This is a genomic window from Bradyrhizobium sp. HKCCYLS3070 (assembly GCF_051167575.1).
GTDB lineage: Bacteria > Pseudomonadota > Alphaproteobacteria > Rhizobiales > Xanthobacteraceae > Bradyrhizobium.
In genome coordinates this window covers 333,220-346,692 of record NZ_JBNPTI010000003.1, presented here as the reverse complement: position 1 = coordinate 346,692, position 13,473 = coordinate 333,220, and the positions used below count along the sequence as shown (strand labels likewise).

Genomic DNA, 13,473 nt, shown 5'->3' with positions numbered 1-13,473 from the left:
CCGTCCCGCCATATATCCGGGCGACCGCAACACGGAGCGACACATGAACTGGCTTACCAACGTGGTCCGGCCGAAGATCCGCAACATCCTGCGCCGTGAGACGCCGGAGAACCTCTGGATCAAGTGTCCGGATTCCGGACAGCTCGTGTTCTACAAGGACGTCGAGGCCAACCAGTTCGTCATTCCGGGCTCCAATTACCACATGCGCATGGGCGCCGTGGCGCGGCTGAAGTCGATGTTCGACAACGAGACCTGGTTCGACGTCGCGCTGCCCGAGGTCACACCCGACCCGCTGAAATTCCGTGACGAGCGCCGCTATGCCGACCGCATCAAGGATGCGCGGGCGCGGACCGGCATGAACGATGCGGTGAAGGTCGGCTTCGGCAAGCTGGAAGGCATGGGCGTCGTCATCGCCGTGCAGGATTTCGATTTCATGGGCGGTTCGCTCGGCATGGCCGCGGGTGAAGCCATCGTGCGCGGGCTCGAACTCGCGGTCGAGAAGAAGTCGCCGTTCATCGTATTCGCGGCCTCCGGTGGCGCGCGCATGCAGGAAGGCATCCTGTCCCTGATGCAGATGCCGCGCACGACCGTGGCCGTGCAGATGCTGCGAGAGGCCAAGCTGCCCTACATCGTCGTGCAGACCAATCCGACCACCGGCGGCGTCACCGCGTCCTACGCGATGCTCGGCGACGTCCACATTGCCGAGCCCGGCGCGCTGATCGGGTTCGCCGGCGCCCGGGTGATCGAGCAGACCATTCGCGAGAAGCTGCCCGAAGGTTTCCAGCGCGCTGAATACCTGCTCGACCACGGCATGGTCGACATGGTCGTGCACCGTCATGACCTGCGCCCGACGCTGGCGCGGCTGTGCCGATTGCTGACCAAGGCGCCGGCCGTTGAACACGCCAAGCCCGCGCCGCAGCTGCCGCCGCCGGCCAAGCCCGCCGAAACCGCGGAAGCGCCGGCGGTCGCAACGAGCGCGTGAACGATTCTGCCGCCCAGCCAAGACCGTCGCTCGACGAGCTGATCACGCGGCTTTCTGTGTTGCATTCGAGCCGGATCTCGCTCGGGCTGGAGCGCATGCACCGGCTGCTGGCGCAGCTCGGTCATCCCGAGCGCAAGCTGCCGCCGGTCATCCATGTCGCGGGCACCAACGGCAAGGGCTCCACGGTCGCATATTTGCGCGCGATGCTCGAGGCCGCGGGGCTGCGCGTCCACGTCTTCACCTCGCCCTGGCTGGTGCGCATCAACGAGAGCTATCGGCTCGGCCAGGTCGGCGGTGGTGTCCTGGTCGAGGACGATGAGCTGATCTCCGCGCTCTTGGAGTGCGAGCGGGTCAACGCCGGCGCGCCGATCACCTTCTTCGAGGTCAAGACCGTCGCGGCCTTCGTGCTGTTCGCAAGGCATCCAGCCGATGCGGTGCTGCTCGAAGTCGGTCTCGGCGGCCGGCTCGATTCCACCAATGTTGTCGAGCAGGTCGCGGCCTCCGTGCTGACGCCGATCAGCATGGACCACATGGAGTTCCTCGGCGACACCCGCGCGCTGATCGCGGCCGAGAAGGCCGCCATCATCAAGCGTGGCTGCCCGGTGATCTCGGCGGCGCAGGAGCCCGATGCCATGGCCGTGATCGAGCGCGAGGCCAGGCGCCAGCGCGCGCCGCTGTTTGCGGCCGGTGAGAGCTGGCACGTCAATGTCGAGCGCAACCGGCTGGTCTATCAGGACGATCGCGGTCTCCTCGATCTTCCGGCACCCAAACTGTTCGGCCGGCATCAGTTCGACAATGCGGGCCTGGCGATCGCGACCTTGCGGGCGGTCGATCATTTCAAGCTCACCACCAAGGCGTTCGAGGACGGCATCGTCGGCGCCGAATGGCCGGCGCGCATGCAGCGGCTGTCGAACGGCGCGCTCACCGCGATCGCGCCGCAAGGCGCGGAGATCTGGCTCGACGGCGGCCACAACGCCGAGGGCGGTCGCGTCGTCGCGGCCGCGATCGGCGACCTCGAGGAGCGCGTGTCGCGGCAGCTCGTCGTCATCGTCGGCATGATGGGCAACAAGGATGCCGCGGGCTTCCTGGCCAACTTCGCCGGCCTGACGCGCCACATCATCGTCGTGCCGATTCCGAACGAGAGCAAGGCGATGGCACCGGCTGATCTGGCCGCCGCCGCGCGCACGCTCGGCATGCGCGTCGAGATCGCCGATGGCGTCGCGTCGGCGCTCGCCGGCATCGCGCGGCTTGCCTATGAGGTCCCGCCGCGTATCCTGATCACGGGGTCGCTCTATCTCGCGGGCCACGTGCTCGACCTCAACGGCACGCCGCCGACCTGAGGGGAATAGCGCATGCGCTTTGCCGCGATCGCAGACGTCCACGGCAACCACCTCGCGCTCGAAGCCGTGCTGGCCGACATCCGCGCGCAAGGCGTCGATGACATTGTCAATCTCGGCGATATGGCGAGCGGCCCGCTCGATGCGCGCAAGACGATGGACTTGCTGATGCCGCTCGATGCCGTCCATGTGCGCGGCAATCACGACCGCTGGCTGATCGATCGGCCGCCGGAGAGGATGGGCGCCTGGGAGCGGCCGGCCTACGCGCAGCTCGTAGCCAAGCATCTCGACTGGCTCGGCACGATCCCGCCGACGGCCATCTATCGCGACGAGGTCTTCCTTTGTCACGCCACGCCTGAGGACGATAACGTCTACTGGCTCGAGAGCGTCGCGCCGGATGGCGCGGTCACATGCGCTCCGCTCGATGCAATCGAGACAACGGCCGAGGGCATCCCGCAGTCACTGATCCTCTGTGGCCATACCCACACCGCGCGCGCCGTGCGGCTTCGCGACGGGCGGCTGATCGTCAATCCCGGTAGCGTGGGCAGCCCTGGCTATTCCTACAACTTACCGCATCCGCATGTGATGGAAGCCGGCACGCCCGACGCCCGCTATGCGATCCTTGAACTTAAGCCCGCAGGCTGGAGCGTGACGTTCCGCCACGTGCCCTATGATCATCAGCCGATGGCCGCGCTGGCCCGCGCCAATGGTGATGTCGAATTCGCCTCGGTTCTCGCGACCGGCTGGATCCGCTGACCTCACGCGAGCAGCTTCAAGGGATCGGCGACCTTCTGCTCGAGCTGCTCGAAGGTGCATTGCTTCGGCGATTTGTCCGGGCGCCAGCGCAGGATCGAGGTGCAGTGGCGAAAGCGCTCGCCGGAGAAATGGTCGTAGCAGACCTCGATCACCAGCTTCGGCTTCAGCGGACACCATTCCGCCGAGCGCTCGGTCGACCAGCGGCTCGGGCCGCCCGGCGCATTGCCGGTGAAGCCGGGCGGCGAGATCAGCGGCTCGAGCCTGTCGGTCAGTGCGGGCTTCTCGTCCTTCTTGAGCGCGGAGGTGAAGCCGACGTGATGCAGCAGACCGTCATCGTCGTAGAGCCCGAGTAGCAGCGAGCCGACCAGCTTGCGTCCGTTCGCGCCGCTGTTGGTGGCGTAGCGGAAGCCGCCGATGACGCAATCGGCTGAGCGATAGCGCTTGATCTTCTGCATGCCGTCGCGGTTGCCGGCCTGGTAGGGCAGGTCGGTCCGCTTGGCGATCACCCCGTCCGAGCCGCCGCCGGAATGCGCCAGCCAGTCTTGCGCGGTCGCGAAGCGCGTCGTCGCCGGCGACAGCCGGAACGTCGGATGATCCGTGAAGTTCGCTTTCGCGAACGCTTCCAGCGCCGGCCGCCGCTCGTGCAGCATGTGCGTCACTAGCTCCTTCTTGCCACTCGCCAGCAGGTCGAAGGCCAGGAACAGCGCCGGCGTCTCCACCGATAGCCTCTTCACCCGGCTGGCGGCGGGATGAATCCGCTGCAGCAATGCATCGAACGAGAACGACTTCGCCTGCGGCACCACCAGCTCGCCGTCGAGGATGAAGCTCGTCGCCTCGAGCTCGCGCGCCGCAGCGACGACCTCGGGGAAGTAGCGCGCGAGGTCCTCGCCGGCCTTCGACTGCATCGTCACCGTTGCGCCGTCGCGCGTCAGCAGGCAACGGAAGCCGTCCCATTTCGGCTCGTATTGCCAGTCCTCGCCGCGCGGGATTGCACCCACCGAGCGCGCCTCCATGGCCAGCAGGCCGGATTTGCGGGAGGGCGAGCGATGGGCGCGGGCGGGCATGGCGACATCCGAAAACGCTGAATCACACCCCTCAACGCAAACGGCCGGCGATTCCGCCGGCCGTTCGACAAAAATCATTGTTCCGCAAGCGTCACACCGCCGACGAGATCCACTGCTGCAGCTTCGCCTTCGGCGCGGCGCCGACCTGGCGCGAGGCCATCTCGCCGCCCTTGAACACCATCAGGGTGGGGATCGACATCACGCCGTACTTCGAGGCCGTCTTCGGGCTCTCGTCGACGTTCAGCTTGACGATCTTGACCTTGTCGCCCATCGCGCTCGAGATCTCGTCGAGGGCGGGCGCGATCATGCGGCACGGGCCGCACCACTCGGCCCAGAAGTCGACCACGACCGGGCCGTCGGCCTTGAGCACTTCGCTTTCGAAATCGGCGTCGGAAACCTTGCCAACGGCCATGGAAATTACCTCGTTCGGTTGGAGGGAGCGGCACGGACGGGCCGCCTCAGCGTGGACGTCAAAGTAGGAATGGCGTGATCCCGGGTCAAGCGGGCTCACTCAGACGTGCTGGGATGGCAGCATGGCGTCCAGCGCGGAGGCGGGAAGCTCCATGAATTCAGCGGCTTCGGTCCAGAGCAGCGCGGCGCGGACGACGCGGCCGGGGTACAATTGGCCAAGCACTGCGCGGTACAGCGCGAGCTGCCGGACATAGGCCGGGGGCACGTCGGCGAGTCCCGAGGGCGGCTGCTGGTTGGTCTTGAAGTCGACGATCAGCACCTCGGTCCCGGTGACCACCAGGCGGTCGATCTGGCCGGAGACCAGTGCCGGAGGCTGGCCGGCCAGTGCGAGGCGGCCCACGATCGAGACTTCCGCCCGGCTCCCGGCCGCGAACACCGCGGCAAAGCGCGGGTCTTCGACCACGGCGAGCACCCGTTCCGCAAGCCCCACGCGCTCGTCCTCCGGCCAGTCGGCGGCGTTGCGAATCAAATATCGCAGCGCGGCATCACGCCGCCGCTCCGGCGCCACGTCGGGCAGCGACTGCAGCAGGCGATGCACCAGCGTGCCGCGCTGCATCGCGAGGCTGCGCGCCGCCAGCGATTCGCCCGTGCGCACCGGCCGCTCGTCGGCGGATGGATCGGACGGCCGGAGCACAGCGACCTCGCCGGGCGCCTCCACCGCCGCCGTGCGCAGCCACGCCGGCAGTTCGACGGCCGTCTCGACCATGGGCCGCGTTTTGTCAGCAGCGGTTTCCGCGATGTCCTCGGCCCGCGCATAGCGCTTGACCGGCCCGTCCTCGGTTTCGATCACCTCGACCTGCAGGCCGGCCGCGTCCAATCCGCGCGCCATCAGATCGTACCAGCTGCCGCCGCGGACGTTGTTCATGTTGCCCGGCATGCAGCCGCCGATGATCAGCCGATCCGCGGCGCGGGTCATCGCGACATAGAGCAGCCGGCGATACTCGTCCTCGGTCTCCTTGAGCATCGCCACGCGTGCCGCCGCGACGGGCTGCGGATCGTCGGCCTTGCGCCCGGCCCAGACCACGATCTCCTGCTCGCCATGCGGCACGTGGATCAGCCGCAGCCGCTGCGAATCCGCCGGCGACGAGGTGGTGTCGACCAGGAAGACGACGGACGCCTCGAGGCCCTTGGCGCCATGCACGGTCATCACCCTGATCTCGTCGCGCGAGATCTCCATGTCGCGCTTCACCTCGGTGTCGGCGGCGCGCAGCCAGGCGACGAAGCCCTGCAGCGAGGCCGGCGCCTTGCGCTCGTAGGACAGCGCGAGCTCGAGGAACTCGTCGAGCGCATCATTGGCCTCGTGGCCGAGCCGCGCCAGGATGCGGCGCCGGCCGCCATCGCCGCCGAGCAGCCAGGCATAGAAGGCGAATGGCGTGTCCTCCGCGGCGCGGCGCTCGCATTGTTGCAAGCGCCGTACGACCGCCTGCAGCCGCGCGTCGTCAGCGGCGTGCGCCGTCAGTGCGTCGCGTAGCGAGCCGCGACGCTGCCACGCCAGCTTGAACAGATCGTCGTCGTCGAGCCCGAACAGCGGGCTCTTCAGCGCGGTCGCCAGCGCCAGATCGTCCTGCGGCAGCAGCAGCGCGTCGGCGAGGTTCATCAGGTCGATGATCGCGATGTGCTCGGTCAGCTTCAGCCGGTCGGCGCCGGCGACGGGGATGCCGGCGTGCTTGAGCGCCTGGATGACAGCATCGAAGGCGTTGCCGCGCCGGCGCACCAGGATCAGCATGTCGCCATAGCTCAGCCGCCGCCGCGCGCCGTCATGGCCGGTCATCGTGCCCGTCTGGATCAGCCGCTTGATCTCTGCCTGGATGCGCCTGGAAAGCTTCACCTCGGGGCTGGTGACGGAGACGCCGTCGAACGGCGCGCGCCAGCCCTCGATCTCCTTGCGGTCGTCGCGTTCGCACAGGCTCCAGAGCTCGACCATGCTCGGTCCGGCATCGGTCAGCGCGTTGTGGATGGGGTGGCCGATGTCGGGCGAGTGAATGCTGCTGTAGACGTCGCGCTCGCGGAACACGTGGTCGACCGCGTGCAGCACCGTCGGGCCCGAGCGGAACGAATAGGTGAACGACACCGGATCGAACAGCAGCCCGGCATCGGTGAAGCGCTTCTGCAACTGGCGCCTGCGCGCATCGAACTCGTGCGGGTCGGCGCCCTGGAACGAGAAGATCGACTGCTTCTCGTCGCCGACCGCGAAGATCGTGCGCGTGAGTCCGTCGCGCGCCCCGGCGCCGGCGGTGAACTCTTCGATGATGTGGGCGACGATGTCCCATTGCCGTGGGCTCGTGTCCTGCGCCTCGTCGATCAGCACGTGGTCGACGCCGCGGTCGAGCTTGTAGTGCACCCAGCCGGCGGAGACGCGGTTCAGCATCGCCAGCGTCTTGTCGATCAGGTCGTCGTAGTCGAGCAGGCCGCGCTCTTCTTTTTCGCGGCGATAGTTCGCGGCGGCGGCGGTCGCGATCTGCAACAGCGCCTCGGTGCGATCGCGCACGACCGCCGCGCGGCGCTTTTCGATCAGGCGATCGAGCCGGCGCGCCTCCGATTCAAATAGACCGGCGATGCCGGGATTGGCGTCGGCGAACTTCTTGGTCAGCAGGGACTTCCGCGGCTCCTTGTCCTCGGTCAGGAATACGCGGAGATATTCATCGACCTGATCGGCGCCCGAGAACGCCAGTGCGGCGCGGAGTTGCTCCGCCTGCTTCTGGTCGGTCTTGGCGCCGCCGTCGAGCCGCGCGGCGATATCGGCCCAATCCCTCAGTGGCAGATTGGGGCCGTCGACGATGTCGCGCTCGATGGCTTCCAGCGTCTCGCCGGCGCTGATGCCGAGCACCTCGCCGAGATGTTGCGCGGCAACCTCGACGCGGCCGGCGCCATCGGTCCAGGCCATGAAGTGATCGCGGCTCAGACAGGCCTCGCGGACGACGTCCTTGAAGGTCGAATCCGCCGCATTGGCCATCGCCACCTGCAGCGCGCGGCCGACCGCGCTGTCGGGCGCCCGCGCGGCGTCGAGCAGCACCTTGAGATTGGCGCGCTCCATCATCTCGGTCTGGTCGCGCTCGTCGAGCACCGAGAACCGCGCCGGCACGTTGGCCTCGAACGGGAACTGCTGCAGCAGCCGCGTGCACAGCGCGTGAATGGTCTGCACCTTCAGTCCGCCCGGCGTCTCCAGCGCGCTGGCGAACAGTTTTCGCGCCGAGGCCCGCAGCTTCTTGTCGGGATTGGGAATGCCGGTGGACTGGATCGCGCTGTCGAGCGCGTCGTCGTCGAGCGTCACCCAATGGCCGAGCGTCGAGAACACGCGCTCGGCCATATTGGCGGCCGCGGCCTTGGTGAAGGTGATGCAGAGGATCTTCTCCGGCGGCACGCCGTCGAGCAGCAGCCGGATCACGCGCTGGACCAGCACATGCGTCTTGCCCGAGCCGGCATTGGCCGACACGAATGCGGAGGCAGCCGGGTTCGATGCGCGCGTCTGCGCCTCGCGCACGGCCTGCGGAATGGGGCGGGGCGCCTTCACCATTCCTCCACCCCCAGGCCGCCGGCCGCCGACCATTCCTTGATACGGGCGAGATCGTCATAGCTACCGTAGCGGTTCGCCCACATCGACAGGTTCAGCGAGGTGTAGCCTTGATTGACGTCCTCGAAGCTGCGGATCAATGCCTCGAGCTTTTCGCGCGCCTCCTGCGCGGCCTGGTCCGGATGTTGCGGCGGGTCGCTCTTGTTGATCTTCAGCTCGAGAATGCGCTCTTCGCCCGGCGGGTTGTTGCCGGACAAGCGGACATAGACGAGCTGGCTGATCAGGCTGCCGGCGGGAATGCCGTCGAAGCCGCCTTCGCGCAGGATCGCGGCTTCGAGTGTGAGCTGCGGCGACAGCCCCATGCGCACCTGCTTGGCCGTCGGCGGCTGGCCAGTCTTGTAGTCGAGAATGGCGTAGGTGCCCTCGGCACGCTGTTCGATGCGGTCGGCGCGCGCCGACAGCATGAAGGTGCGGCCCTGATCCAAGGGAATGCCGATCTCGCCGCGGATCTCCGCGGTGATGGCGCCGATCTGCGCGCGTCGCGCGGTCTCCCACGCCGCGAACCAGCCGGCGATGCGCTGGAAACGCGGCCACCACAGCGCCCGCGCCTCGGGCCGCTCCATCAGCGGCGCAAAGTGCTTCTCGCCGATCACGCGCAGCGCATGCGCCGGATGCAGCGGCAGGGCATCGGCATAGGTCTGCGTGAATTCGCCGATCGCTTCGTGAATCGCCGAGCCGCGATCGGCGGCCGACAGCGGCATGTCGACGGGATCGAGCGGATCGAGCCGCAGGATGTAGCGCGCGAAGATGGTGTAGGGATCGCGCAGCCAGTCCTCGATGGCGGTCACCGACATGCGCAGCGGCCGTGCTGCCAGCGGCGGCTTCGGCGCCGGCTGTTCGACCGGCTTCACCGCGGCCGGCTGGTCGAGCACCTCGGCATAGCGGACGTAAGTCTCGCCGCGCGCGGTCGCCGCCTTCCAGCGCTCGGCGCCGGCGACGGCTTCGAGACGGTGCAGGAAGCGCGAGGCCACGGCTGGCGCGCCGCCCGACTTTGCGGCGTGCGTCAGGATCACCTCGGGCGCGCCGAGCAGTTGTGCGAAATCGTGTGCTGATAGTCCGATGCGGCGCTCGGGCAGGTCGAGGCCGAGCTGATGCCGCATCGGGCGGCTGAGCCAGGGATCGATGCGCGGCGCCGGCGGCCATATGCCCTCGATCAGGCCGCCGACGATCATGCGGTCGGCCTGCATCAGTCGCGCTTCGAGCGGACCATAGATCTGCAGCTGCGCGCCGTGGCGCTCGGGCCGGCGCACCGCGCGATCGGAGAAGGCGGTATGGAACAGATCCGGATAGTCCGACAGCGGCGCCATCAGGCCGCAGCGCTCGCCGGACGCGAGCAGGTCGTCGAAGCAGCGCGCCAGCGCGGCGCCGTCGCGATCGGTGAACGCGGCGCTGAGACCGACATCGTCTGTCGAGAGCGCGATCAACACCTCACGATGCCGCGCGGCGAGCTCGGCGAAATCCTGCGGACGCGGCGAGGCGAGGTTTTCCAGCGGCGCCAGAGCCGTCTGCAATTGCGCGATCAGCGCGCCGGCGCGGTCGAGCTGCTCGGGACTGAGACGCGCGCGCGGCTCGGCCTTGTGCAGCGATGATGATTCGCCCTGGTGCAGCTTGGTGTGCTCGTCGCGGAAGCGCGCGAAGTCGCGCGCGAGCCCGCTGCTTCCGGCTTGTGGCCGCGTGCCGCGCAGCAACGCGAGCTCCAGCGGCTCGATGGCACTCCTCCAGCCATTCGCGGCGCGGCCGAGCCGGCACAGCGGATGCTTGAGCAGCGCCAGCAAAGTCGGCGGCTCCAGTCCGCGCGCGGCGGCTTCGGCGGCGAGGCGCGCGAAGATGCCGGCCGGCGTCTCCAACAGCGCGTCACCGCCGGAATCGTCAAACGTCAGGTGCCAGCGCGTCAGCGCCGCCATCACGCGGCGCGCCAGCGCGCGGTCCGGCGTCACCAGCGCAGCGGACTTGCCGAGATGGCGCGCCTCGCGCATCGCGATGGCAATCGCCAGCGCCTCCATTTCGGGGTTGGGCGCGGCGACGACGGCGAGATTGTCCATCGCTTCGGCAATGTTGGCGGCGATGTCGAACTGGCGCAGGCGCTCATGCCAGACAGCGGTGGCTTCCGACGGCCGCATCGCTTCTGAGATCAGCACCTCGCGGCCGCCACGGCCGGGTGGTGCGAGGCGGATCACGTCGCGCCGCTCCACGCCGAAGCGCTTGAGCAGCAGGTGCATGGCATATTGCGGATGATTGACCGCGGGCGGCGTCAACACGCGGCCGGCGCGGTCCTTGGCACCGCCGATCGAATTCCACGCGGCTTCGTCGAGATCGGTGTCGAGCCCAGGCAGCACCACCGCGCCATGCGGCAGCTTGGCGACGGCGAGCAGGAATTTTGCCGTCGCCGGCATCGAGCCGGTGGAGCCTGCGGCAATGACGGGACCATCGGGATGCGCCGACAGCCGCGCCGCTTCGGCCGCGATCAGCAGATCGCGCCGCGCCGCCGGCTCGATGCGCTCGATCTCCTGCAGATAGGCTGGCCACGCCGTCCGCGCGATGCGCAGGAACTCGAGCGAATACTGCCAGTATTTGTCGAGCTGATCCGGCACCAGCGCATCGAGCGCATCCCAGGACACGCCGCGCGTCACCATGTCGTCGATCAGCCGCGCGAGGTCGCCGGCCAGCGCAAGCGTCGAGGCGGGCCCGCCGATCACGAGCGGCGCCGACACCGGCGTCTTGGCCCAGGCCGCGACCAGCCGCGCCAGCGTGAGCCGGCGCTGCAGGTCGTCGAGTCGTTCCGGAATCTCCAGCGGCGCCGGCCCGAGGAACGCGTCGCGGTCCTCCGCGAAGGCGAGCTCGTCCTGGTCGATATCGCCGAGCGCGACCAGGCGCGGCAGCACCGCGGCATCGGTCTTCAGCTCGTCGAGGAACATCTCGCGCGCCACCCGCAGGGAGCGCCGCGTCGGCAGATACAGCGTCGCGGTCGCGAGCCGGGCGGGATCGCTGCGTGCCTCGAAGCCGTCGACCAGCCGGCCGTCGACCAGCGCGGCGATCACGCTGCGCAGGAACGGCGCCGAGATGGGAACGGTGAAGACGCGCATGGCCTGCGATTCGGGTTGCTGTGCCGTCTATATAGGGAGCGATCGGGCGGAGGTCATATCCGGGGTGTGGACGGGTGTTGATAGGTGCGTGACCTTTGTCCCTGTGCTGGAGGACGCCGTGCGCCTGAGCCCCAGCTGCAGCCACGCTCTCCGCCATCGCCCGGCTCAACCGGGCGATCCGGTCCTCCGAGGCGGTTCAGCTTGATTCGGGAGGCCGCGGCGTCCCGGATCGCCCGCTTTCGCGGGCGATGGCAGCTGACTACGGAGCACGAGCTGCCCACCCCCATCGTCATTGCGAGCGCAGCGAAGCAATCCAGGCCGCCTCTGCAGTGGGACTTCGCTGCTCGCAATGACGGAGACAAACATCCTCATTCCCGCAACGCTTCTCGCGCCCGAGTGATGCAAATCGTTCGCCCTCATCCGAAGCAAGGGCGCAGGGAAGGCCGGGCCTCGGCTGAGGCCCGTGGCCCCCGTGCGTGAAAGAGTGCACGGGGCAGGAACCACAGGTTCAGCCGGAACGACCCGGCCTTCCCTGCGCGACGGTGTTACGGCTTATACGTCCTCTCCTCGGTGTGCCGGCTTGTAGCCACCGTCGCCCGCGCGCGGCGTCAGCAGCGGCGCGAGCTTGGCATCAGCGTCGGGATGCCGGGACCTTACGATTTCGCCGTCCTGCCCGAACCGTTCGTCCGCGCACCCGAAAGCACGCTGCAATCCTGACAGGCCATCGCATCCCGCGCTCAACGTCCGTGACGACCGCGATACGCCCCTCGCAACGAGGCGGGATGCGCATGAGAGAACATGAATTCTGTAAAAGCGAAAGAAGAATTTTGTGCGCGTCGGACGCGACGAGCGGGATCGGGTTGAATGTGCGGACGAAAATCGTTTCTCGACGCAGATGATTTGAGTGATCCCAGCGCAGGGTCGGCGCCGACGAGGTGGAGCAAATCGCGCAACGCGCCGACCTGATTCGCCCGTCGGGCAGTCCGCTACGCCGCACTCTCCATCAGAGCCTCTTCCGCTTCCGCCACCGCGGCCGGCGTGCCGACATGCATCCAGACGCCTTCGAGGCGGAGGCCGAACAGGCGGTCCTGCTCGTTCGCCTTGTCGAACATCTTCGTCAGCGAGAACTCGCCCTTCGGCGCGCCGTCGAAGATCGACGGCGAGATGATCGCGGCGCCCGCGTAGACGAACGGCACCACCTGATGCTCCCGCCGCTTGCGCAAGGTACCGTCGGCGAGCATCGCGTAGTCGCCTTGACCCGCGTAGCCGATCGAGGTCGCGGTCGGCGCCATCAGCAGCATAATGTCCATGCGCTCCGGATCGAACGCGTCAGCGAGCCGGGACAGGTTCTGGCGCACGCCCTCGATCCACATCGTGTCGGAGTTGACGTGGAAGAACGGCTCGTGGCCGAGCAGCGGCAGCGCCTTGACGACGCCGCCGCCGGTGCCGAGCACCTGGTCGCGCTCGTCGGAGATGATCACGCGGGGCGTGCTGCGCGCGGCCGTGTGCGCGATGATCTGGTCGGCGAGATAATGGACGTTGACGACGGCTTCGGTGACGCCGGCCTCGGCGAGGCGGTCGAGCACATGGTCGAGCAGCGGGCGACCGGCGACGCGCACCAGCGGTTTGGGCATCGTCTCCGTCAGTGGGCGCATGCGCAATCCGAGACCGGCGGCGAGGACCATGGCTTTGTGCGGCTTGACGGGCATCTTCAGGGCATCTCGATCAACGGTGGCATGTGCGAATCATACCACGCAAAAACATCTATCGTCTCGGCCGGTTGCGATAGCCTGGGCCGATGACGAATATGCGACGGCTGCCCGGCCATCGTGATGCAAGATGCCGCAGTCGTGGCTCGGTCAGGCTTCGGCTGCGGCGCGCTTGTTGGTCTTCTTCTTGCCTTGCTTCAGGAAGGTGACGCCGATCTGGTCGCCATTGACCCAGGCCAGCTCGCAGCGCCGGTAGGCCAAGCCGGTCGACGACAACAGCAGGAAGAACTCCTTCAGGTGCAGGCCTTCGACCGAGCCCTCGACCGTCAGCTTCGCCCCGGTCTCCGAGACGTCCTCGATGGTGCAGTTGCGCCGCCAGGTGCCGTCGATGCCCATCATGAAAGCCGGGATGCCGCGCTCGAAGACGACGCGTTCGCCCTTCATCCGCTCTGCCATCGCAACCTCCATTCACGCGCGGCGCGCAACCGGCGCCACGGGCG

Annotated in this window: 9 protein-coding genes; 3 read left to right on the top strand and 6 right to left on the bottom strand. The window is 68.0% G+C overall.

The features are described from left to right. Positions 1–43 precede the first annotated feature (43 nt). Genes accD through ACQR03_RS14040 form a run of 3 tightly spaced genes read left to right on the top strand, consistent with a single transcriptional unit; the run spans position 44 to position 3,075 of the window. The gene (gene accD, locus ACQR03_RS14050) at positions 44–982 is read left to right on the top strand and encodes an acetyl-CoA carboxylase, carboxyltransferase subunit beta (RefSeq protein WP_315716893.1); all 939 of its coding nucleotides are present in this window, start codon (positions 44–46) and stop codon (positions 980–982) included. Continuing rightward, on the top strand, positions 979–2,322 hold the full coding sequence (locus ACQR03_RS14045) for a bifunctional folylpolyglutamate synthase/dihydrofolate synthase (RefSeq protein WP_315750460.1): 1,344 nt from the start codon (positions 979–981) through the stop codon (positions 2,320–2,322). The genes accD and ACQR03_RS14045 overlap by 4 nt, the downstream gene beginning before the upstream one ends. Before the next feature lie 12 nt (positions 2,323–2,334). Next, positions 2,335–3,075 (top strand): metallophosphoesterase family protein, encoded by a 741-nt coding sequence (locus ACQR03_RS14040; RefSeq protein WP_316173511.1) that lies wholly within the window; start codon positions 2,335–2,337, stop codon positions 3,073–3,075. Between the two features lie 2 nt (positions 3,076–3,077). On the opposite strand, the gene ACQR03_RS14035 is transcribed toward ACQR03_RS14040, so the two are convergent. From ACQR03_RS14035 to ACQR03_RS14010, 6 genes are all read right to left on the bottom strand, one after another. Then, positions 3,078–4,088, bottom strand: coding sequence for an ATP-dependent DNA ligase (locus ACQR03_RS14035; RefSeq protein ID WP_434841503.1), 1,011 nt, complete (start codon positions 4,086–4,088; stop codon positions 3,078–3,080). A gap of 142 nt (positions 4,089–4,230) precedes the next feature. Then, positions 4,231–4,551 carry a thioredoxin gene (gene trxA / locus ACQR03_RS14030; RefSeq protein WP_015663255.1) on the bottom strand — a complete coding sequence of 107 codons (321 nt, stop codon included), beginning with the start codon at positions 4,549–4,551 and terminating at the stop codon, positions 4,231–4,233. A gap of 99 nt (positions 4,552–4,650) precedes the next feature. Further along, the gene (gene addA, locus ACQR03_RS14025; protein ID WP_434841480.1) at positions 4,651–8,124 is read right to left on the bottom strand and encodes a double-strand break repair helicase AddA; all 3,474 of its coding nucleotides are present in this window, start codon (positions 8,122–8,124) and stop codon (positions 4,651–4,653) included. Beyond that, entirely contained in the window at positions 8,118–11,264 is a 3,147-nt protein-coding gene (gene addB / locus ACQR03_RS14020; RefSeq protein ID WP_434841479.1) for a double-strand break repair protein AddB, read from the bottom strand. The genes addA and addB overlap by 7 nt, the downstream gene beginning before the upstream one ends. Before the next feature lie 986 nt (positions 11,265–12,250). Next, complete coding sequence (locus ACQR03_RS14015) at positions 12,251–12,973, bottom strand: nucleotidyltransferase family protein (protein ID WP_315751761.1); 723 nt, start codon at positions 12,971–12,973, stop codon at positions 12,251–12,253. A gap of 150 nt (positions 12,974–13,123) precedes the next feature. Continuing rightward, a complete protein-coding gene (locus tag ACQR03_RS14010) occupies positions 13,124–13,429 on the bottom strand; it encodes a PilZ domain-containing protein (protein WP_315716899.1) in 306 nt (101 codons plus the stop codon). Positions 13,430–13,473: the final 44 nt, after the last annotated feature.